Origin of the sequence: Pantoea sp. EKM103V (assembly GCF_011800365.1) — a bacterium.
Lineage (GTDB): Bacteria > Pseudomonadota > Gammaproteobacteria > Enterobacterales > Enterobacteriaceae > Pantoea > Pantoea anthophila.
On sequence record NZ_JAALFQ010000004.1, the window covers coordinates 301,345 to 324,480 of the forward strand.

The 23,136-nt window shown below is 58.1% G+C and carries 15 protein-coding genes and 1 riboswitch; of the genes, 7 read left to right on the forward strand and 8 right to left on the reverse strand.

Going from position 1 to position 23,136, the window contains the following annotated elements; genetic code table 11:
• The first annotated feature begins 44 nt into the window (after nucleotides 1–44).
• Nucleotides 45–1,670 carry a Na/Pi cotransporter family protein gene (locus HFD97_RS12245; RefSeq protein WP_009092626.1) on the forward strand — a complete coding sequence of 542 codons (1,626 nt, stop codon included), beginning with the start codon at nucleotides 45–47 and terminating at the stop codon, nucleotides 1,668–1,670.
• A gap of 36 nt (nucleotides 1,671–1,706) precedes the next feature.
• Here the strand turns inward: HFD97_RS12245 and panS are convergent, their stop codons facing one another.
• The 3 genes from panS to lysC form a co-directional block, all read right to left on the reverse strand.
• Nucleotides 1,707–2,624, reverse strand: a complete 918-nt coding sequence (gene panS / locus HFD97_RS12250) for a ketopantoate/pantoate/pantothenate transporter PanS (protein ID WP_009092628.1) — start codon at nucleotides 2,622–2,624, stop codon at nucleotides 1,707–1,709.
• A gap of 181 nt (nucleotides 2,625–2,805) precedes the next feature.
• Nucleotides 2,806–3,501: an aquaporin Z gene (gene aqpZ, locus HFD97_RS12255; RefSeq protein ID WP_304623143.1), complete on the reverse strand. Its 696-nt coding sequence runs from the start codon at nucleotides 3,499–3,501 to the stop codon at nucleotides 2,806–2,808.
• Nucleotides 3,502–3,739: 238 nt separating this feature from the next.
• A complete protein-coding gene (gene lysC / locus HFD97_RS12260) occupies nucleotides 3,740–5,092 on the reverse strand; it encodes a lysine-sensitive aspartokinase 3 (RefSeq protein WP_009092631.1) in 1,353 nt (450 codons plus the stop codon).
• 119 nt (nucleotides 5,093–5,211) lie between these two features.
• A riboswitch (Lysine riboswitch) is annotated at nucleotides 5,212–5,402 on the reverse strand.
• A gap of 429 nt (nucleotides 5,403–5,831) precedes the next feature.
• On the opposite strand from lysC, the gene pgi reads away from it, so the two are divergent.
• From pgi to HFD97_RS12285, 5 genes are all read left to right on the forward strand, one after another.
• The gene (gene pgi / locus HFD97_RS12265; protein WP_167431886.1) at nucleotides 5,832–7,478 is read left to right on the forward strand and encodes a glucose-6-phosphate isomerase; all 1,647 of its coding nucleotides are present in this window, start codon (nucleotides 5,832–5,834) and stop codon (nucleotides 7,476–7,478) included.
• 565 nt (nucleotides 7,479–8,043) lie between these two features.
• Nucleotides 8,044–8,292 carry an exopolysaccharide production protein YjbE gene (gene yjbE / locus HFD97_RS12270; protein WP_009092634.1) on the forward strand — a complete coding sequence of 83 codons (249 nt, stop codon included), beginning with the start codon at nucleotides 8,044–8,046 and terminating at the stop codon, nucleotides 8,290–8,292.
• Nucleotides 8,293–8,468: 176 nt separating this feature from the next.
• Entirely contained in the window at nucleotides 8,469–9,116 is a 648-nt protein-coding gene (locus HFD97_RS12275) for a YjbF family lipoprotein (protein ID WP_167431885.1), read from the forward strand.
• Nucleotides 9,113–9,856, forward strand: a complete 744-nt coding sequence (locus HFD97_RS12280; RefSeq protein WP_167431884.1) for a capsule biosynthesis GfcC family protein — start codon at nucleotides 9,113–9,115, stop codon at nucleotides 9,854–9,856. The genes HFD97_RS12275 and HFD97_RS12280 overlap by 4 nt, the downstream gene beginning before the upstream one ends.
• Nucleotides 9,856–11,946, forward strand: a complete 2,091-nt coding sequence (locus tag HFD97_RS12285; protein WP_046100999.1) for a YjbH domain-containing protein — start codon at nucleotides 9,856–9,858, stop codon at nucleotides 11,944–11,946. The genes HFD97_RS12280 and HFD97_RS12285 overlap by 1 nt, the downstream gene beginning before the upstream one ends.
• Nucleotides 11,947–12,305: 359 nt before the next feature.
• Here HFD97_RS12285 and metH read toward each other — a convergent pair whose 3' ends face one another.
• Entirely contained in the window at nucleotides 12,306–15,989 is a 3,684-nt protein-coding gene (metH, locus tag HFD97_RS12290; RefSeq protein ID WP_167431999.1) for a methionine synthase, read from the reverse strand.
• Between the two features lie 194 nt (nucleotides 15,990–16,183).
• On the opposite strand from metH, the gene iclR reads away from it, so the two are divergent.
• The gene (gene iclR, locus HFD97_RS12295) at nucleotides 16,184–17,011 is read left to right on the forward strand and encodes a glyoxylate bypass operon transcriptional repressor IclR (protein WP_167431883.1); all 828 of its coding nucleotides are present in this window, start codon (nucleotides 16,184–16,186) and stop codon (nucleotides 17,009–17,011) included.
• Here the strand turns inward: iclR and aceK are convergent.
• From aceK to metA, 4 genes are all read right to left on the reverse strand, one after another.
• The gene (aceK, locus tag HFD97_RS12300) at nucleotides 16,986–18,734 is read right to left on the reverse strand and encodes a bifunctional isocitrate dehydrogenase kinase/phosphatase (protein ID WP_167431882.1); all 1,749 of its coding nucleotides are present in this window, start codon (nucleotides 18,732–18,734) and stop codon (nucleotides 16,986–16,988) included. The genes iclR and aceK overlap by 26 nt on opposite strands.
• A 61-nt stretch (nucleotides 18,735–18,795) precedes the next feature.
• Nucleotides 18,796–20,097, reverse strand: a complete 1,302-nt coding sequence (gene aceA, locus HFD97_RS12305) for an isocitrate lyase (RefSeq protein ID WP_185155354.1) — start codon at nucleotides 20,095–20,097, stop codon at nucleotides 18,796–18,798.
• A 17-nt stretch (nucleotides 20,098–20,114) separates the two neighbouring features.
• A complete protein-coding gene (gene aceB / locus HFD97_RS12310) occupies nucleotides 20,115–21,713 on the reverse strand; it encodes a malate synthase A (RefSeq protein WP_167431881.1) in 1,599 nt (532 codons plus the stop codon).
• A 263-nt stretch (nucleotides 21,714–21,976) separates the two neighbouring features.
• On the reverse strand, nucleotides 21,977–22,906 hold the full coding sequence (metA, locus tag HFD97_RS12315) for a homoserine O-succinyltransferase (RefSeq protein ID WP_167431880.1): 930 nt from the start codon (nucleotides 22,904–22,906) through the stop codon (nucleotides 21,977–21,979).
• Between the last annotated feature and the right edge of the window lie 230 nt (nucleotides 22,907–23,136).

Sequence of the window (23,136 nt, forward strand, 5' to 3'; positions counted from 1 at the left end):
TGGCAGTCTGTGCTTTAAGCCTGACTCTGGAGGAGCAACCCCCCGTGTTAACTCTGCTTAATTTACTCTCCGCTGTGGCCCTGCTGGTCTGGGGCACGCATATCGTCCGCACCGGCATCATGCGGGTTTACGGCGCCGATCTGCGCCGCGTCCTCAGCCGCAGCATAGAAAAGAAACCGATGGCCTTTCTGGCGGGCATTGGTGTGACCACGCTGGTGCAGAGCAGCAATGCCACCACCCTGCTGGTCACCTCCTTTGTGGCGCAGAATCTGGTCAGCCTGACCCCCGCGCTGGTGGTGATCCTGGGGGCGGATGTCGGCACCGCGATCATGGCGCGTATCCTGACGTTTGATCTCTCCTGGCTCTCGCCGCTGTTTATCTTTTTTGGCGTGGTCTTCTTTCTCAGCCGTAAGCAGACCCGAGCCGGACAGCTAGGCCGGGCCAGCATCGGACTGGGTCTGATCCTGCTGGCACTGCAGCTGATTGTTGAAGCCGCCCGCCCGATTACCCAGGCCGCCGGGGTCCAGGTACTCTTCTCCAGCCTGACCGGCGATGTGATGCTCGATGCCCTGCTGGGCGCGGTCTTCGCCATTATCAGTTATTCCAGCCTGGCTGCAGTGCTGATCACCGCCACGCTGACCGCCACCGGGGTGATCTCTTTCAAGGTGGCGCTCTGTCTGGTAATTGGTGCCAACCTGGGCAGCGGCCTGCTGGCCCTGATCAACGCCAGCGGCTCCAATGCGGCGGGCAAGCGCGTGGCGCTCGGCAGCCTGCTGTTTAAGCTGATCGGCTGCGTGGTGATCCTGCCCTTTGTCGATATCGTGGCGACATGGCTGGATAAGCTGCCGGTGAACGATGAAGAGCTGGTGATCTTCTTCCATGTCTTCTACAACCTGGTTCGCTGCGTGGCGATGGTGCCCTTTGCTGACCTGATGGCGCGCCTCTGCCGTCGTCTCATCGCCGACGATGTGGACACCGCTCTGCAGCTGAAACCGAAGCATCTTGACCGCAGCGCGCTGGATACCCCGGCGCTCGCCCTGGTGAATGCCGCCCGCGAGGCGCTGCGCATGGGCGACGTGCTGGAGCAGATGCTGGAGGCGTTTAATAAGGTGATGCATGGGGAATCCCGCGAGGAGCGCACGGTGCGGCGGCTGGATGATGATGTCGATGTGCTCTACACCGCCATCAAACTCTATCTGGCGCGGATGCCGAAAGAGGATCTGCCGGAAGAGGATTCGCGACGCTGGGGGGAAATCATTGAGATGTCGCTCAATCTGGAGCAGGCCGGTGACATCATTGAACGGATGAGCGGCGATGTGGCGGATAAGTCGCTGGCGGCGGGCCGCGCCTTCTCAGCCGAGGGACTGAAAGAGCTGGAAGGCCTGCAGGAGCTGCTGATTAGCAACCTCAGAATGAGTCTGTCGGTGTTTCTTTCGCACGATGTCACCAGTGCCAAACGGCTGCGCCGCGCGAAACATCGTTTCCGTCTGATGATTCGCCGCTACTCGCACGCGCACGTTGACCGCCTGCATCAGCAGAACGTGCAGAGTATTGAGACCAGTTCGCTGCACCTCGGTTTGCTCGGTGACATGAAGCGTCTCAACTCACTGTTCTGCAGCGTCGCCTATACCGTGCTGGAACAGCCCGACGATGAGCGTGATTATGAATAAGCGCGCAGAGGAGGAAACCTCTGCGCGCTATCGGTGTTACGGCTTCTTAATCGGCTTTCCGGACCAGTAGCCCGCCAGCAGTGAACCTGACAGGTTGTGCCACACCGAGAACAGCGCGCCCGGCAGGGCCGCCAGCGGCGAGAAGTAGAGCTTGCCCAGCGTCGCCGCCAGACCGGAGTTCTGCATCCCGACCTCCAGCGCCAGCGTGCGGCAGGTTGACTCATCAAAGCCAAACAGCTTGCCTCCCCAGTAACCGCCCAGCAGGCCAATGGCGTTATGCAGGATCACAGCGGCGATCACCATCAGGCCCACCGATCCGATAAAGCTCTGACTGCCCGCCACGACTGCGCTGATGATCAGCAGAATACAGATCATTGAAAACGCAGGCAGCCAAGGCTCGACCCGGCGAACCACGCTGTTCATGCTGTGATGAATGATCAGCCCGAGGCTAATCGGGATCACCACGATTTTCACGATGCTCAGCAGCATTCCCACCACATCCACCTGAATATGGGTGTCCACATAAAAGCGGGTCAGCAGCGGCGTGGCGAATACGCCCACCAGCGCCGAGACGGAGGAGATCGTGACCGACAGCGCCACATCCCCCTTCGCCAGATAGATCATCACGTTGCTGGCAGTGCCGCTGGCGACGCTGCCGACCAGAATCATCCCCGCAGCGAGATCGGGCGGCATATGGAACAGTTTTGCCAGCGCCCAGGCAGCTAACGGCATCACCAGATAGTGCAGAAAGGTACCGGCAATTACGGGTGCGGGGCGGGTCAGCACCCGTTTAAAATCGTCAATATTGAGCGTCACGCCCATGCCAAACATGATCAGCATCAGCAGATACGTGACCCACGGCCCGATGCCAAGAAACGTTCCGGGCGAGTAATACGCGGCGACAGATAACAGCACGGCCCAGAGCGGGAACAGGCGGGTTAAAGTGGCGAGCATGGCCAGACTTCCTTATAAGAGTGTTGTGTTTTATGCAGAGTTGCCCCTGAAGCACGCCATACAGGAACGACTGCTGACGCGGGCGGGATCATAACATTTCGTTATCACGACGTAAGGCGAAGATGCGGCGGGGCGGGAAAATGCGGATCGACTGCTGCCGATCCGCTGCAAATCGACGAAATTACGCTGCATTATCCTCTAAACTGCGGTAGATCACACCACCCACCACACCACCGATAACCGGCATCAGCCAGAACATCCACAGTTGTGAGAGTGTCCAGTCCCCCTGGAACAGGGCCACTGCCGTGCTGCGAGCCGGGTTAACCGAGGTGTTGGTCACCGGAATCGTCACCAGATGAATCAGGGTTAACGCCAGGCCAATCGCAATCGGCGCAAAGCCTTTCGGTGCACGTTCGCTGGTCGCCCCCATGATGACGATCAGGAAGATGGCGGTCATCACGACTTCGCTGATCATGCCCGCCTGCAGGCTGAAGCCGCCCGGCGAATGCGCGCCGTAACCGTTAGCCGCGAAGCCGCTGGCGGCGGCACTGAACTCGCCTCTACCGCTGGCGATCAGCCAGAGCACCGCACCAGCCGCAATGCCACCCGCCAGCTGCGCGAGGATGTAAGGGATAGCCTGCGCCGCGGGAAAACGTCCGCCTGCCACCAGGCCCAGGGTGACCGCCGGGTTAAAATGACCGCCTGAAATGTGTCCGACCGCATAGGCCATGACCAGCACGCTCAACCCGAACGCCAGCGCCACGCCCAGAAAACCAATGCCCAGCTGCGGAAACGCGGCAGACAGCACGGCACTCCCGCAACCGCCCGCCACCAGCACAAAGGTGCCCAGCGCTTCTGCGATTAACCTTTTCATGATATTTCCTGTGATTGGGTGAATGGATTTTGCGGCGGGATTATAAAACTGCGCAGGCGGATCGCAACGCAAGTACATGAAATGGCGGGATAAAAGGGTTGCCATTTGGCAACAGGGAATAATAACCCTTTGGAAAGAGGGGACTTATCCGGGATGAGGTAACGCGGGGAAAACCGGCCAGTGTGACCCGGCCGGACGCTTTTTCAGGCCGCGCTGAGGCGGCCTGAGAAAACAGAGAGGCTTACTCGAACAGATTGCGGTGCAGCGTACGCACCACGCTTTCTGCATCGTTGCCCGGCACCAGGAAGCAGAGGTTGTAGCTGCTGGCACCGTAGCAAATCATGCGCAGGTTGAACGGGTCGAGTACACCAAACACCTCTTTGCCAACGCCGCAGGCTTTAGAGAGCTGGTTGCCGATAATCGCCACCAGCGCCAGATCTTCTTCTACTTCTACCCGGCAGAGCGACGAGAGTTCCGTCAGCAGCGCCTGGGTCAGCAGGCTGGCACTGGTAGAGGTGGAGCCGGTGGTGTCGAGCGTCAGCGCCACGCTCACTTCCGAGGTGGTGATCAGATCGACCGAGACGTTGTGGCGCGCCAGAATGTTGAACAGTTCGGCGAGGAAACCAAACGTATGCAGCATGTTCAGGCTGTGCAGCGTTAACAGCGTCTGCTTGCGGCGCAACGCCAGCGCCCGGAACAGCGGCGGGTTGCGGGTTTCGTTGCAGACGCGGGTTCCTCCCGCGGCCGGATCCTTGCTGGAGCCGACAAAGACCGGGATACCGCGGCGTACGGCGGGCAGCAGCGTGGCCGGATGCAGCACTTTCGCGCCAAACGTCGCCATTTCAGCGGCTTCTTCAAAGGTGATTTCATCAATACGCTTCGCGGTCGGCACCACGCGCGGATCGGTGGTGTAGATACCCGGCACATCGGTCCAGATATCCACGCGCGCCGCGTGAAGGGCTTCGCCGAGCAGCGCGGCGGTGTAATCACTGCCGCCACGGCCTAACGTGGTGGTGCGCCCTTCACTTTCACTGCCGATGAAACCCTGGGTCACAACCAGCGCCTGCGCGATGCGCGGCTGCAGCTGCTCCGTCGCCTGCGTTGCCAGCACGTCGACATCCGGCACAGCCCGGCCAAAGCGATCGTCGGTGCGCAGCACTCTGCGGACGTCAAACCACTCCGCATTGACCTGGCGTTCACGCAGAATTTCAACAAACAGCAGGGAGGACATCAGCTCGCCGTGACTGACCAGTTCATCGGTCAGGGCACTTGAGGTGGCCAGCGAAGCGGCTTCGGAGAGCATACTGATATTGTCGATCATCCGATCGATTTCATCACGGATCACATCCGGACGCTGCAGACGATCCACAATGGCATACTGGATACGGCGGATATCATCGAGCAGAACGGCACGCTGGGCAGCGGGCTGGCCTTCAGCCAGCGAAACCAGCAGATTGGTGATGCCCGCCGAGGCGGAAAGCACCACCAGACGGGTGCTGGCATCCTGCAGCACCACATCAGCGCTGCGATTCATCGCTTCAAAATCAGCGACGCTGGTGCCGCCAAATTTTGCCACAATCAGTGTTTGAGACATGTAGTAGAACCTCGTGTCAGGTTATCTTGTTCCCGCCATTGAGAAAGGGGTCGGGAAACATTCTTTCAGCCAGGCACAAGGAAAGAGCAGAAACGGGCAGACCAGATCGGGTAGACGAGTCACCCAGAAGCGCCCCACCTTGCGAAACGTCGACTGCACGTTTCTGGTGACAACCCAGAGGATTCAGCCCCTGTAGCCGACAGGCAACACACCGCGTGCTGACCCACCTCGGCGTCGCTCCCCATCATGTGTTTTCGCCGGATACGGTTCCTCCAACACACTGCCTGGGCGACGCGCCTCTTCTGGCTTGCGCACAGGTGCGCAAGTAGGCGCATACATTTAGCCTTTTCTGGCCCTGCTGTCAATGTCAGCATGGCTGGCGCGCCGCATCAGAAAACAAATCTGCCTGCCCCACAGCGGCTAGAGTGCTGGGTGGGTTCAGCCCGGCGCGCCCTTTTTTCTGCGAAGCTTAATGGGTTCAGCCGTTGCATTCATTCCTGATTCGGCACAACGTTTTGTATGGCCTTTCGCGTCACACTCGGTCGGACGTTGTCACTGCCCTCTCCGGCTGTTCGCGCCAGTGAATGCTGGCGACAGGATGCGGGCTTTCCGCTCCCCTGCCCGGAGCGCGCTGACAAAATTTTTCCTTTCAGTTACAACTGTGGTCATACTGAAACGCTAAACGGGGTCGATGTGACCCGATGGGATGACGGTTCTTTTTATCAACAAGAGTGTTGCCATGAAAAATATCAATCCGACACAAACCGCAGCCTGGAAAGCGCTGCAACAGCATTTTGAGCAGATGAAATCGGTGGAAATTGCCGATCTGTTTGCTGAGGATGCCGATCGTTTTGCCAAATTCTCTGCCACCTTTGATGATCAGATGCTGGTGGATTTCTCCAAAAACCGCATCACCCAGGAAACCCTCGATAAGTTACAGGCTCTGGCGAGAGAGACCGATCTTAGCGGTGCCATTAAGTCTATGTTCTCGGGTGAGAAGATTAACCGGACCGAAGATCGTGCGGTGCTGCACGTCGCGCTGCGTAACCGCAGCAACACCCCGATTCTGGTGGATGGCAAAGATGTGATGCCGGAAGTGAATGCGGTGCTGGATAAGATGAAAGGCTTCTCCGAACGTATCATCAGCGGCGAGTGGAAAGGCTATACCGGTAAAGCGATTACGGACGTGGTAAACATCGGTATCGGCGGCTCCGACCTCGGCCCGTTCATGGTGACTGAGGCGCTGCGCCCGTATAAAAACCACCTGAACATGCACTTTGTTTCTAACGTTGACGGCACCCACATCGCCGAAACGCTGAAAGAACTCAGCCCGGAAACCACCCTGTTCCTGGTCGCATCGAAGACCTTTACCACGCAGGAAACCATGACCAACGCCCACAGTGCGCGTGACTGGTTCCTGAAAACGGCTGGCGATCAGCAGCACGTGGCGAAACACTTTGCGGCGCTCTCCACCAACGCCAAAGCGGTGGGCGAGTTTGGCATCGACACCAACAACATGTTTGAATTCTGGGACTGGGTCGGCGGTCGCTATTCGCTCTGGTCTGCCATCGGCCTGTCGATCATTCTCTCTATCGGTTTCGATAACTTCGAGCAGCTGCTGAGCGGCGCGCACGCCATGGATCAGCACTTCGCCTCGACGCCTGCTGAACAGAACCTGCCGGTGCTGCTGGCGCTGATTGGTATCTGGTACAACAACTTCTTTGGTGCCGAAACCGAAGCGATCCTGCCTTATGACCAGTACATGCACCGCTTTGCGGCCTATTTCCAGCAGGGAAATATGGAGTCAAACGGCAAGTATGTGGATCGCGACGGTCACCCGGTGGATTACCAGACCGGTCCTATTATCTGGGGCGAACCGGGCACCAACGGTCAGCATGCGTTCTATCAGCTGATCCATCAGGGAACCAAGCTGGTGCCGTGCGACTTTATTGCACCCGCCATCAGCCATAACGCCCTCGCCGACCACCATCCGAAGCTGCTTTCCAACTTCTTTGCGCAGACCGAAGCGCTGGCCTTTGGTAAGTCACGCGACGTGGTGGAGAAAGAGTTTACGGATGCCGGTAAATCTGCAGAGTCCGTGGCCCATATCGTGCCGTTCAAAGTCTTTGAAGGTAACCGCCCGACCAACTCTATCCTGCTGCGTGAGATTACCCCATTCAGCCTGGGTGCGCTGATTGCCCTGTATGAACATAAAATCTTCACTCAGGGTGCCATCCTGAATATCTTCACCTTCGATCAGTGGGGTGTGGAATTAGGGAAGCAACTGGCGAACCGCATTCTGCCGGAACTGGAAAATGATGAACAGATTACCAGTCATGACAGTTCCACTAATGCCTTAATTAATCGCTATAAGTCCTGGCGTTAATCGGCTTTAAATTAATCAGGCGGCACATTTGCCGCCTTTTTTTGTCTCTGTTTACGCCCTGTCTGGCGCTTTATGGATATACAAACCGTCACTGGCGCGGGAAAATTCCGAAAGTCACCTAAGACAATTCTGAACATTGCCGGATCATACCCGCTAATACCCAGTATAAAATGGACCTGAAAAGTGTCGTTACCCTGGGTTAACCCTTGATTCATAATCCTATTTAATTTTAGCAATCCTGAGTAAATTCTGATTATTCTTATTCCGTACCAGATATTAATAAAAGAGAACATTACGCTTTGCAATTCTTTAACCCGCAGCGAAATATCTGGCATCAGGCCGAAATATTCCGATATAAAAGGCGGTTATCTCCAATCTGACTGATTAAATCACGCCATCACCTCCTCCGCTGCCCTGGTTTTTATAGCGCTGAACTCTGATATTTTGTTGCCCTATAATGAACGCGCCCGCAATGGGACTGCCTGTCGCTCTGGTCATAGCTTGTCTGTATAGCCAGGGTCGTCAGGCGGAGATCCTTCATTCACTCAATGCAGGAAACGTTGTTATGAAAAAAACTATGGTTGCCGGTGCAGCCCTGATCCTCGTTGCCGCCTCATCCAGCGCCTTTGCCGCGCCGGAAGAAGCGGGTTCCGCAGCTGGCGCGCAGGCGGGAGCAATCTCGTCCGGCACGTCGACCGCTGTCGGTATCGGTGCGCTGGGCGCGCTGGTCGGGATCGGGATCGCCGCTTCTGGCGGTGGTGACGGTGCAAATACCGGTACAACAACCACAACCACGACGAGCACAACTCGTTGATGGAAACCCGAAACGCGTCTGATTGCTGACCAGTGACTCACGGGCAACGCTGACGTTTCAGCGACGCCACGCAGTCCGCCGTTTTGCCGCCAGACGTAACGGGCAGAGCACCTTTAAACATAACCACACGTCTGTGTGGTTATTTTTACTTTGGCATGACTTATCAGGGACACACAGTGCGCCAACTTCCTCTGCTGCTCGCTTGCCTGCTGCTGCAGGCCTGTACACAAACGCAAAAAGGTCTTGAACAGACCCTGCTGCTCGCGGTTAACGGTCCTGACGACGTCACCGTAACCGATCAACAGGTCAACAATCTGCCCTACGCCAGTCTCTATGCCCGTCTGAATGAGGGACCGCGTATTTTCGTGGTGCTGGGCTACAACGAGAATGGTCAGCAGAAATGGGTGACTCAGGATCAGGCGATGCTGGTCACACAGCATGGGCGCCTGGTAAAAACCCTGGGCTTACCGGATAACCTGCTGAGCGTCAGCAATCTGCAGCAGGACCCGCTGGCTGTCCCCCTTCACCTCAGCAACGGCGCAGGCTGGACCCGCATCGTGCAGTGGACCGAACAGGGCAAGGTTCGCGGCGCGACCGTGCGCTCCACCTTTGCGCGCGGCACCGATGAAGTCCTGACCCTCGCGGGCAACCGCATTCCCTGCCGCGTCTGGCATGAGCAGGTGAGCATCGACAGCAGTAACCGCACGTGGGAAAACACCTTCTGGATCGATAACAGCAGCGGCGATGTGGTGCAGGCCCATCAGATGCTGGCGGCAGATGCTTTCCCTGTAGACACCACTATTCTGAAGCCGGCGAAATCATGAAAAAAATAACATTTTTGCTGGCCGGGCTGAGCCTGCTCAGCAGCGCAGGCGCGCAGGCGACGGCGCAGGTGATTGTCCACGCACCGCATAATGGCGGTCAGGCTGAACTGAGCCAGATTGCCGATCTCGCCCAGCTGGTGACGCTTCCTCCGCTGCAGGCGAACACGGACTGGCGTCGTACTTTTATTGCCGAGCGCGGTGCCAGCGCCGTGGCACAGCAGCACTATCAGCAGACGCTGGGCGAGCTGCGCGCGTGGCGTGCCGACAGCAGTGGCGACCGGGCGGCGGCCATTGATGAGGTGATCCGCCAGTTGAGTGCGATCAGGGTAACAGGCCGCCAGTTTACCTCGCTCGACCCGGACTGGATCCGTCTGCATCCGGCAGACAACCGTCGTCTGGAAGGCAGCTATGACCTCTGGTTGCAAACCCCGTCCGATTCCGTGCTGCTGCTCGGCGCGCTGAGTGGGGCAGGCAAAGTGAGCTGGCAACCGGGAAAATCCGTACGTGACTATCTCGAGGGGCATTCGTTACTTTCCGGGGCAGAACGCAATTTTGTTACGGTGATTGCTCCGTCGGGTGCCACGCAGCAGGTGCCGGTTGCGTACTGGAATCATCGCCATGTGGAAGTGGAGCCAGGCAGCATTATCTGGCTCGGCTTTTCATCGTGGAGCCTGCCAGGCGCCTATGAAGATCTCAACGATCGCCTCCTCTCCGTACTGACTCACCGGATACCAGACTGATGAAAAAACGTTATCTCTTCAGCCTGCTGGCTGTTTCCGTGGCGGCAGCCTGTCAGGCGCAGGCTGACACCTGGCCTGCGCCGGTGGGACCTTCACAATCTGATTTTGGCGGCGTGGGCCTGATGCAGGTGCCGACCGCGCGCATGGCCAGAGAGGGGGAGTTCAGCCTCAATGCCCGCGACAACGATCAGTATCGCTACTACTCCGCATCGCTGCAGCTCTTCCCGTGGCTGGAGACGACCGTGCGTTACACCGACGTGCGTACCCGCCAGTACAGTGCGGTCTCTGAATTCAGCGGCACGCAAAGCTATAAAGATAAAGCCTTCGACCTGAAACTGCGTCTGTGGCAGGAAGGATTCTGGCTGCCGGAAGTGGCGGTCGGCACCCGCGATCTCGGCGGCACGGGCCTGTTCGACAGCGAATATCTGGTGGCGACCAAGGCCTGGGGGCCGTTCGACTTTACGTTCGGTCTCGGCTGGGGCTATCTCGGCAACAGCGGCACGGTGAAGAACCCCTTCTGTTCCTACAGCGACAGCTATTGTCAGCGTCCACGGGTCGGCGAAGCGGGTTCCATCAACGGCTCGCAGATGTTCCACGGTCCGACGGCGTTGTTTGGCGGTATTGAGTATCAGACCCCCTGGCAGCCGCTGCGCCTTAAAATGGAGTATGAGGGCAACGACTATCAGAATGACTTTGCTGGCCGTCTGGAGCAGCGTAGCAAGCTGAACGTCGGGGCGATTTACCGTGTGACCGACTGGGCGGATATCAACGCCAGCTATGAACGCGGCAACACCTTTATGTTTGGTGTTACCCTGCGCACAAACTTTAACGATCTGCGCCAGGCGCACATCGACAGCGAGAAGCCCGCCTACAATCCGCAGCCGCAGCCGCGTCTGCTGGAGCCGACCGTGGTGGGAAATCAGCTTACCGACCTGAAATATAACGCCGGTCTCGATGGCCCGCGTATTCAGACACAGGGCCATACGCTCTATGTCTCCGGTGAGCAGACCAAATACCGCGATACCCGCGAAGGCGTCGATCGTGCTAACCGCATCATCATGAATCATCTGCCGGACGGCATCGACACCATCAATGTCACCGAGTCGCGCTTCAATATGCCGCAGGTCACCACGGAAACGCAGGTCGCCAGCCTGCGTAATGATCTGCAAGGCTATCCGCTGGGCCATGAGCAGCCGCTGCAGCAGACGCGCAAAGATCCGGTCGATCCGGGCACTACTGAGCAGGGGATGTTTATCCGCAAAGATCGCCTGAATTACAGCCTGTCACCGGTGCTGAATCAGTCAGTGGGCGGCCCGGAGAGTTTCTACATGTATCAGGTCGGCGTGATGGGTAACGTCGATTACTGGCTGACCGACCACCTGCTGGTGGGAGGCAGTCTGTTTGGCAACCTCGCCAACAACTACGATAAGTTCAACTATAACGGCGCACCGGCCGACTCATCGCTGCCGCGCGTACGTACCCACATCCGCGACTACGTCGAGAATAACGTCTACGTTAACGATCTGCAGGCCAACTATATGGGCCACCTTGGTAACGGCTTCTATGGTCAGGTCTACGGCGGTTATCTGGAGACGATGTATGGCGGCGTGGGCGGCGAGGTGCTCTATCGTCCGGTCGATGCGAACTGGGCGGTAGGCGTCGATGCCAACTATGTCCGGCAGCGTGACTGGGACAACATGATGCAGTTCAACCGCTATAAAGCCTCAACCGGCAACCTGACCGGCTACTGGCGTCCGTGGTTTATGCAGGATGTGCTGGTGAAAGCCAGCGTCGGTCAGTATCTGGCGAAAGATAAAGGCGTGACGGTTGATGTGTCCAAGCGCTTTGACAGCGGCGTGATGGTGGGAGTGTATGCCACGAAAACCAACGTCTCCTCGGAAGAGTATGGCGAGGGTGACTTCACCAAAGGCTTCTATATCTCCGTGCCGATGGATCTGTTCACCGTGACGCCAACACGCGGTCGCGCGCAGGTTAACTGGGTGCCGCTGACGCGCGATGGCGGTCAGATGCTGGGTCGTAAATACCAGCTGTATGATCTGACCTCCGATCGCGACGCGCGCTTTAACTAAGCAGAGGCGGCCTCGTTCAGACGGCGGCCAGACGTAAAGCGATGGGAGCATACGCCTGAAGCAAAGCATAGCGGGCCAGGGATGGCCCGCGCTGAGCCTGCCAGGGATGGCGTTAAGGCGACTTTGCGCAAGGCGTATGCTCCCTGAGCCTGCTCAGCGGTAAGCGGGTGCACGCACAGGAAACCCGGTCAGATCGGAAAGGCGCTAATGCCATCCCTGGCCGCTCGGCCCGCGCCGTCCCTGGCGCGGGACGCTTTCCTCTTCTGACCGGGTTCCCTGCGCATTGAGCTTATTCATTGCAGTAAGATTCGCCCGGATTTAAATTTCCAGCTGTCTGAAGCGGCCTTCAGCCCGCTTTTTTACTCCTCGTCATAGCCTAGATGCGGTGCCAGCCAGCGTTCCACTTCGCTGACCGACATGCCTTTGCGGGCCGCATAATCCTCCACCTGGTCACGCTGGATCTGCGCCACGGCGAAATATCGACTGTCAGGATGGCTGAAGTACCAGCCAGCGACGGCGGCGCCCGGCCACATGGCATAGGATTCGGTGAGCGTCATGCCGATCTGTTCTTCCACCCCCAGCAGCGTCCAGATGGCCGCTTTTTCGGTGTGATCCGGGCAGGCCGGATAGCCTGGCGCCGGTCGTATCCCCTGATAACGCTCGCGAATCAGCTCGTCATTGCTGAGATTTTCATTGGGGGCGAAGCCCCAGATCACCTTACGCACCCGCTCATGCAGATATTCGGCAAACGCCTCCGCCAGACGGTCCGCCAGCGCCTTCACCATAATCTTGTTGTAGTCGTCATGCTGCAGGTCATACGCCGCCGCCAGCGCATCCTCTTCCAGCCCACCGGTCACCGCGAAAGCGCCAAGATAATCCGCTTTTCCCGTTGATTTGGGTGCCACGAAATCGGCCAGGCAGTAGTTTGCAAAGTCGGCTTTCTCTGTCTGCTGACGTAAGTGATGACTCACACACAAAACTTCATCGCGCCGCTCATCGCTATAGAGATGGATATCGTCACCGACCCGGTTAGCCGGGAAAATACCGACCATGCCCCGGGGTGTCAGCAGCGACTGCTCACTTAATCTGTCGAGCATCGCACTGGCATCGGCAAACAGACGCTGTGCCTCTTCACCCACCACCTCATCGTCCAGAATGCGGGGATATTTGCCCGCCAGCGACCAGGTCATAAAGAACGGCGTCCAGTCGATATAGTGGCGCAGCGTGTCGATACTGGCCTCAACCTGACTGACGCCGGGGCGATGCGGCACCGGTGGCGTGTAGTTTTCCCATGCGATCAGGCTGGCGTTATCGCGCGCGGCCTGCAGCGACACCGGCGGCGTGCGCGGTTTTTTGCGTGCGTGCTGGATGCGCACGGTTTCATACTCCCGTCGGGTCCGGGCAATAAAATCGGCTTTCAGCGTGTCGGAGAGCAGCGATGACACCACGCCGACGGTGCGTGAAGCGTTCTGCACGTAAACCGTCGGACCGCTGTAGTGCTGCTCGATTTTGACGGCGGTATGCGCCTTTGAGGTAGTCGCGCCGCCTATCAGCAGCGGCAGCGTAAAGCCCTGACGCTCCATCTCCTTCGCCATGTTAACCATCTCATCCAGCGACGGCGTGATCAGGCCCGACAAGCCGATGATATCCGCATCGACTTCCCGCGCGGTTTTCAGGATCTTCTCCCCTGGCACCATAACGCCCAGGTCGATAATTTCGTAGTTATTGCACTGCAGCACCACGCCAACAATATTCTTGCCGATGTCATGCACATCCCCTTTCACCGTGGCCAGCACGATTTTGCCGTTGCTGCGCCCGGCCTCTTTACTGGCCTCGATAAAGGGTTCCAGATACGCTACCGCCTGTTTCATGACGCGTGCCGATTTCACCACCTGCGGCAGGAACATTTTGCCTTCGCCGAACAGGTCGCCGACCACATTCATGCCCGCCATCAGCGGCCCTTCAATAACCTCTATCGGGCGGGACACCTGCTGGCGCGCCTCTTCGGTATCCTGCTCAATAAACTCCGTTATTCCTTTAACCAGCGAATATTCCAGCCGCTTAGCTACCGCCCAGCCGCGCCACTCCGCCAGCTGTTTCTCCTGCGCGCCGTCACTTTTGCCGCCACGGTACGTTTCCGCCAGCGCCAGCAGCCGCTCGGTGCCCTCTTCGCGCCGGTTGAGGATCACATCTTCGACGGCATCACGCAGTTCAGCGGGCAGATCGTCATAGATAGCCAGCTGGCCAGCGTTCACGATCCCCATCCCCATGCCGTTGCGGATAGCGTGATAGAGGAACACGGCGTGGATCGCTTCGCGAACCGGTTCGTTGCCGCGAAAAGAAAATGAGACGTTGGAGACGCCGCCCGAGATCATCGCATGGGGCAGTTCACGCCGGATATCTTCGCACGCCCCGATAAAGTCCATCGCGTAGTTGTTGTGCTCCTCTATGCCGGTCGCCACGGCAAAGATATTGGGGTCAAAGATGATATCTTCCGGCGGGAAACCGACTTCCTGTGTGAGGATCTGATAAGCCCGGCGGCAGATCGCGATCTTACGGGCGCGGGTATCCGCCTGCCCCACTTCATCAAAGGCCATCACCACCATGGCAGCGCCGTAGCGCCGCACCTGACGGGCATGATGGATAAAGGCCGCCTCGCCCTCCTTCATCGAAATCGAGTTAACGATCCCTTTGCCCTGAATGCACTGTAACCCTTTTTCGATCACCGCCCATTTCGAAGAGTCGATCATCACCGGCACGCGGGCGATATCGGGTTCGCCCGCAATCAGATTCAGAAAACGCACCATCGCCGCTTCAGCGTCGAGCATCCCTTCATCCATATTGATGTCGATAATCTGCGCGCCGCTCTGCACCTGCTGCAACGCGACGTCCAGCGCCTCGTGATATTTCTCTTCTTTAATCAGTCTTTTAAATTTTGCCGAGCCGGTGACGTTGGTGCGCTCCCCGACGTTCACAAACAGTGATTCGGCGCTGATGTTAAGCGGCTCCAGACCGGAGAGACGACAGGCCACCGGAATAGCCGGAGGCTTCCGCGGTGCGACGCCTTCAACAGCGGCGGCCATGGCGGCAATATGCTGCGGCGTCGTGCCGCAGCAGCCGCCAATAATATTCAGGAAGCCGGCACGGGCCCATTCCCCCATCTGCCGGGCCATCACTTCCGCATCGAGATCATATTCGCCAAACGCATTGGGCAGACCCGCGTTGGGGTGCGCGCTGACGTAGCCCTCAGCGATGCGCGACAGCTCCGCCACATACTGACGCAGCTCATCCGGGCCGAGCGCACAGTTCAGACCAAAAGAGAGGGGTTCTGCATGACGCAGAGCGTTATAAAAGGCTTCGGTGGTCTGGCCGGAGAGCGTCCGCCCGGAGGCATCGGTAATCGTCCCGGAGATCATCAGCGGCAGCGTCACGCCCAGCGCCTCCATCTCGCTCTGCACAGCATAGACCGCGGCTTTCGCATTCAGCGTGTCGAACACCGTTTCAATCATGATGAGGTCAACACCGCCCTCCACCAGCGCGCGGGTCGACTCCCGGTACGCGTCCACCAGCTGACTGAAGGTGACGTTGCGGAAGGCGGGATCGTTTACATCGGGCGAGATAGAGCAGGTGCGGTTAGTCGGGCCCAGCACACCCGCCACAAAGCGCGGGCGATCCGGCGTTTTCGCCGTCCACGCATCGGCGCAGGATCGTGCCAGCCGGGCCGCTTCACGGTTGATTTCTGCCGAGAGGCTTTCCATGCGGTAATCTGCCATCGCAATCGACGTGGCATTGAAGGTGTTGGTTTCGAGGATGTCAGCGCCTGCGGCCAGATAGGCGTCGTGGATCTCGCGGATCACCGCCGGCTGACTCAGCACCAGCAGATCGTTATTGCCTTTAAGATCGCAGGGCCACTCTGCGAAGCGGCTGCCGCGAAAATCCGCCTCCTCCAGCCGGTAGCGCTGGATCAGGGTGCCCATGGCACCGTCCAGCACCATAATGCGTTGTGCGAGCTGCTGATATAACGCGTCGATTTTCGTGCTCACCGTTGCCCCACTCACGTCAGTCTGCTGGCGAAAAAGCCTGTTTTTCATTCTGGCACAAGCTTAACTGGCGACAAAGTCACCTTATCCGGGACGGATAACGATCGCGGGCTGAGAGGTCTGACCAGAAAAGCAGCGTTTGCAAACGTCACGATTAAAACGAAAATGATTTCCACAATGCAAAAGAGGAGTTTCCCATGGCAACGCCGGTTCCCGCTAAGCGCGGCAAAAAACCCCGTAGCACGCCTGTCGCCGCACCAGCGGGCGGTCAGGTCCAGTCGCTGACGCGCGGCCTGACCCTGCTGGAGCTGATTGCCGATTCACACGGCAGCGTGGCGCTGACCGAACTGGCCCAGCAGGCGGGCCTGCCAAACTCCACCACCCATCGCCTGCTCAGCACCATGCAGCAGCAGGGTTTTGTCCGTCAGGTGGGCGACCTGGGTCTGTGGACTATCGGCGCACACGCCTTTGTGGTCGGCAGCAGTTTTCTGCAAAGCCGTAACCTGCTGGCGCTGGTGCACCCGGTGCTGCGCAGGCTGATGGAGCAGTCCGGCGAGACGGTCAATCTGGCGGTGCTGGATCTCAGCGATCATCAGGCAGTGATCATCGATCAGGTGCAGTGCACGCAGCTGATGCGGATGTCTGCGCCGATTGGCGGCAAGCTGCCGATGCACGCCTCCGGTGCCGGCAAAGCGTTCCTGGCACATCTGGGCGATGAGCAGGTCACGGCGCTGTTGCATCAGAAGGGCTTGCACTACTACACCGCGAAGACGCTGATGTCGCCGCAGAGCCTGAAGGAGAATCTGGCGCAGGTGCGCAAAGTGGGCTTTTCCTTTGACGATGAAGAACATGCGCTGGGTCTGCGCTGTGTCGCCGCCCCCATCTATGACGAACATGGCGACGCCTTTGCGGCGCTCTCCATCTCCGGCCCGATTGCCCGCATGACGGATGACCGCATTACTGAACTCGGCGCGCTGGTCATCCGCGAGGCGCGACAGGTTACGCTGGCGTACAGCGGTCGTTAACGGTTTCTGCCGCGTAGCAGACGCTGAAACGCTGCGTCTGCCGCCAGGCAATCACCTCTTCCACATGGCCCTGAGCGATGCGCTGCTGCTGAGCGCGCCACCAGCCGGGGTCAAAAAGCTCCGGATGCAGTTGCAGCAGCAAGGCGCCGGTCGCGGCTTCGCTGCATAACGCATAGCGGAAAGTCTCCGGAAACACATCGTCCGGTCCGACGCTGTACCAGGGCTCTGCGCTGAGTTCATCTTCCTCATAACGCGCGCGCGGCACCTCCCGGAAGTTCAGTTCGAGCATCGGGCGGATCTCATCGTAGTCATAAAAAATGACCCGGCCATGACGGGTGATGCCGAAGTTTTTAAACAGCATATCGCCGGGAAAGATATTGGCGGCCGCCAGCTGCCGGATGGCGTTGCCATACTCTTCGATTGCATGATGCCGCTCTGCCGCGCTGGCCTGCGCCAGATAGAGATTAAGCGGCTGCATCCGTCGCTCCAGCCACAGATGACGAATAATCAGACGGTCGCCCTGGATCTCCACTTTTTCTGCCGCACAGGCGTTCAGCTCAGCCAGCAGCGCCGGTGAGAAGCGCGCCAGCGGCAGCGCAAACTGCTCAAACTCCTGCGTATCGGCCATACGTCCCACGCGATCATGCTCTTTGACCTGCTGATAACAGGCGCGCACCTGCGCTTCCGTCACCTCTTTCTGTGGCGCGAAGCGATCCTTAATGACCTTAAACACCCGATCAAACCCCGGCAGCGTGAAAACCAGCATCACCATGCCGCGCACGCCAGGCGCGATCTCAAAGGCCGCATCACTCTCTGCCAGCGCCTGAAGATATTCACGGTAGCTTTCCGTTTTGCCATGTTTCTGGCAGCCAATCGCCCTGTACCGTTCCGCCAGGGTTTTGCCCGGCAGAATCGGTTGCAGCCAGGCGACCAGCGCAGCAGGCACCGGGGCATAGACCATGAAACAGGCGCGGGCGAACCCAAAGACAATGCTGGCGTCATTCACATCGGTGAGACAGGTGTCTATCCAGAGTTCGCCGGCATCAGTGCGCTGAATCGGCAGCAGACAGGGAGCGATGCCGTCCGGCAGATGCAGGCGCGCCACCAGCCACGCGGTTTTGTTGCGATAAAAAAGCTCACTGCTGACCTCAAGCCAGCCCTGATCCAGACCGGCAAAGTGCGACGTCAGGTGACGGACAATCCAGCCGACATCCCGGGCGCGATGCTGCCACGGCAGGGTCAGCGGTAAATCGGCCAGAGCCTGATCCACCACGGCCCGCCAGCCTCTGTCCGGCAGATAACGTCGCGACAGGGGCCGCAAAGGGGTGACCGGCGTAGCCTGGGATTGAGAGCTGAAGATAAACAGGCGCTCCGGCTGCAGATCGGCATGGCCATGTAACCGGCAGTAGACGGAGTTAAAAAAGCTTTCGGCAATCTCATGCCGCAGGTAGCCGGGAAGCAGGCTCTGATAGTGTTCCTTGATCCGCAGCCAGAATACCTGATCCCAGTCTGCCGCGCCGTTCAGCACCCGCAGCTGGTCAGCAACCAGAGAGACATGATGGTCGTAGAGGTGGATGCGAGCCTTCATGGCGTGCTGCACCGCCTGCCACTCCGCCTGTTCAAACCGCTGCTGCGCCCCGGCGGTGATATCCAGAAAGCGGCCATACTGCGCATCTGACCCCTGCAGAATCGTGTGGGCGATTAAAGATTCACGTGGCGGCATAATCAGCTCCGGCTAAGGCCCGCCCGCAGCATGCGGGCGGGAGATCCGTCAGGAAAGCGCGTCAGAACTGATGCTCTTCGGTCGAACCGGTCAGCGCCGTGACCGACGATTTACCGCCCTGAATGGTGGTGGTGACCTGATCGAAATAGCCGGTGCCCACCTCCTGCTGATGCGACGAGAAGCTGTAACCGCGATCGCGCGCCGCAAACTCAGGTTGCTGAACCTTTTCAACATAGTGACGCATCCCTTCGCCCTGAGCATAGGCATGGGCCAGATCAAACATGTTGAACCACATGCTGTGGATGCCTGCCAGCGTGATGAACTGGAAGCGATAACCCATGTCGCTGAGCGACTGCTGAAACGTAGCGATGGTGCTGTCGTCGAGATTTTTCTTCCAGTTGAACGACGGCGAACAGTTGTAGGCCAGCAGTTTGCCGGGAAAGCGCGCATGGATAGCGTCGGCAAAGCGCTGCGCCATCGCCAGGTCCGGCGTCGAGGTTTCACACCACAGGATGTCAGCATAGGGTGCATAGGCCAGACCGCGACTGATCGCCTGCTCTATCCCCGCATGGGTGCGAAAGAACCCTTCTGCCGTCCGGTCGCCCCGGATAAAGGGACGGTCGTATTCATCGCAGTCTGAAGTGATCAGGTCAGCGGCATCGGCATCGGTGCGGGCCAGCAGCAGGGTGGGCACCCCCATCACATCGGCGGCCAGCCGGGCTGCCACCAGTTTCTGAATCGCCTCCTGAGTCGGCACCAGCACCTTACCGCCCATATGGCCGCATTTTTTCACCGCAGCCAGCTGATCCTCGAAGTGAACCGCCGCGGCACCCGCCTGAATCATCGCCTTCATCAGTTCGAATGCGTTCAGCACGCCGCCAAAACCCGCTTCCGCATCGGCAACAATCGGCAGAAAGAAATCGGTGTACCGGCTGTCACCCGCTTCGATACCCGAGGACCACTGAATCTGATCGGCACGCTGAAAGGTCTGATTGATGCGCGTCACGACCTCCGGCACTGAGTTGACCGGATAGAGCGACTGATCGGGATACATCTGCCCGGCAACGTTGGCATCTGCCGCCACCTGCCAGCCAGAGAGATAGATCGCTTCAATGCCCGCTTTCGCCTGCTGAAGGGCCTGACCGCCGCTCAGCGCGCCCAGACTGTTGATGTAGCCCTTCTTTGCCTTGCCGTTCAGCAGTGCCCAGAGTTTCTCTGCACCGCGCTCCGCCAGCGTACAGGCGGGTTGTAATGAGCCGCGCAGATTAACCACCTCTGCTGCGCTGTACGGGCGGGTAATCCCCTGCCAGCGTGCGGTCTGCCAATCCTGTTCAAGTTGCTCGATTAGTTGAGTGCGTGTCATGGCAATAGCTCCTCTGTTCAGGGGATCAGGCGGTAGCCTGGCAGGGTAAGAAAGGAAACCAGTTCGCGTTCGGTGGTGATCTGCGCCATCAGCTGCGCCGCGTCGTGGTAGCGACCGCCGCTGAAACGGGATTCACCCAGCGTGTTTTGCAGCAGATGCAGCTCTTCGTTCAGCCAGCGCAGAAACAGTTCAGCGGTGACCGGCTGGCCGCTGTCCAGGATTTGCTGGTGGCGAATCCACTGCCAGATAGAGGTGCGCGCAATCTCCGCCGTGGCGGCATCCTCCATCAGTCCATCAATCGGCACACAGCCGTTACCGCTAATCCAGGCCTCAAGGTATTGCAGCGCGACGCGAATGTTGGCACGCATACCCGCCTCGGTGCGTTGCCCTTCACAGGGCGCAAGTAACTGCTCTGCCGTGATCGGGGCGTCCGCTTCACGCATGACATGCAGCTGATTGGGCCGGTCGCCGAGAGCGGCATTGAAGACGGCCATCGCACTCTCTGCCAGGCCAGGATGCGCTATCCAGGTGCCGTCGTGCCCATTGCCCGCCTCACGCTGCTTATCTTCCGTTACGCGTTGCAATACCCAGGCATTGCGCGCCGGATCTTTGTGGGGAATGAGGGCCGACATGCCCCCCATCGCAAATGCCCCCCGGCGATGACAGGTTTTAATCAGCAGTCGCGAATAGGCATCCAGGAATGGCTGCGACATGGTCACCGACTGGCGATCCGGCAATATCCTATCCGGATGCTGTTGCAGGGTTTTGATATAGCTGAAGATGTAATCCCAGCGACCGCAGTTCAGGCCGACGATATGATCGCGCAGATTCCACAGGATCTCATCCATCTGGAAGACCGCAGGCAGGGTCTCGATCAGCACCGTCGCTTTGATCGTTCCGCGCGGCAGATCGAACTGATCCTCGCTGAAACGAAAGATCTCACGCCACCAGGCGACCTCCTGCCAGCTTTCGGTTTTCGGCAGATAGAAGTAAGGGCCGCTGCCTTTCGCCAGTAAAGCGCGAACGTTGTGGAAAAAGTAGAGAGCGAAATCGAACAGGCCGCCCGGAATCGCCTTACCCTGCCAGCTGACATGTTTTTCTGACAGATGCAGACCGCGCACCCGGCACATCAGCACCGCCGGATGGGCGTTTAACTGATAGATTTTTCCCTTGTCGCTGGTGTAACTCAGCGTTCCCTGCACCGCCTCGCGCAGCGTGAGCTGACCGTCAATCAGTTTTGACCACGCCGGGGAAAGCGAATCCTCAAAGTCAGCCATAAAGACGTTCACGTCAGCATTCAGCGCGTTGATCACCATCTTCCGAGCGGGCGGCCCGGTGATCTCCACACGGCGATCCGCTAAATCGGCCGGAATGGATCGAATATGCCATTCACTTTCTCTTATGGAAGCGGTTTCCATATCGAAGTCTGGCAGCGTGCCCTGGTCATAGCGTTGTTGTCGCCGCTGACGGTCGAGTAACAGTGCTTCGCGTTGCGGCGCAAAGCGTGTCACCAGAGCCGCTAAAAACGAGATGGCTTCAGGGGTAAACAGGCTCTCTGCTCCCTGGTTCAGGGGCTGGCTGAAGGTCAGGGTATGGCTGATCACGGAATCTGTCATGCTGGCGCTCTCCTGTATTCAAAAGATCGAATGCAGCGGATCCACTCGCTGTTTGTTTTGTGAGCTACAGATCCAGAGCATAAGCATTTATTTTCTTAAATCAAAAACTATTTCCATTTTTGCATTTAAACGGCGATATCTCTCTGTTTAAGAACGGATTAAAGTTTCATCTTTTAAAGGAATGCTTTTCATCTGGCTTTTCACAGGCGAAAAAAAACCGTGCTGCCATCGGCTAACACGGTTCAGTTGAAGATTAAGCGGGACTATTCCAGCGTCGGATTCATGTGACGCAGATCGAACGGCGTGATCTGATAGACGTAGTAGTTGAGCCAGTTCGAAAACAGCAGATTGCCGTGGCTGCGCCAGGTGGCGCGCGGTGGCATCGCCGGATTATTCTGCGGGAAATAGTTATACGGAATCTCCGGTTTCACGCCCGCTTCATAATCGCGATGATACTCACCGGCCAGGGTCAGGGCATCATACTCCGGGTGACCGGTAACAAAGACCAGTCGCTTGTCCCTGCTCGCCATCAGATACGCACCGGTTTGTTCCGATTCAGCAAACAGCTCAAGATCGGTGTAATCCGTGATCAGCTGGGTAGGAAAATCAGCATAGCGTGAGTGCGGAGCCAGGAAATTATCATCAAAACCCCGGGTCAGTAACGCGTGCGGATGCAGTATCTGATGCTCATAGACGCCAGACAGTTTGTTCTGTCGGGTTTGTTTCGGAATACCATAGAGAATATTCAGCGCAGCCTGCACTGCCCAGCAGACAAACAGGGTCGAGGTAACATGCTCATTTGCCCAGTGCAGCACGCGCTGAATCTGTGGCCAGTAAGCGACATCGTTAAAATCAACCAGTCCGAGCGGCGCACCTGTCACGATTAAGCCATCGTAGTTGTCGTGCTGAATATCTTCGAAATTGCAGTAGAAGTTGTTGAGGTGCTCGCTGGGGGTGTTGCGCGACTCACGGCTGTCGATACGCAGCAGCTGAATATCGATCTGTAAGGGTGAGTTGGACAGCAGACGCAGAAACTGATTCTCCGTTTCGATCTTCTTCGGCATCAGATTCAGAACCAGCACTTTAAGCGGACGGATCTCCTGAACACTGGCGCGCGATGATGTCATAACAAAGACATTTTCATCACGCAAAAAATTTACTGCCGGTAATTCGTCGGGAACCCTGATTGGCATAACCTGCTCACCTCATACAACCGTATAAACGTTTAGACATCTGGATGCCCAACATTAGCCTGATTGGGGGGAGTTGTCGAGGTTTCATGCAGAAAATGAAAATGTTTCAGCTTAAACTGGCAAACAGTAGACGTAAAAAAGCCCCGCACGTCGGTGCGGGGCTTCTTCACTTGTATAATGCCTGGCAGTTCCCTACTCTCGCATGGGGAGGCCCCACACTACCATCGGCG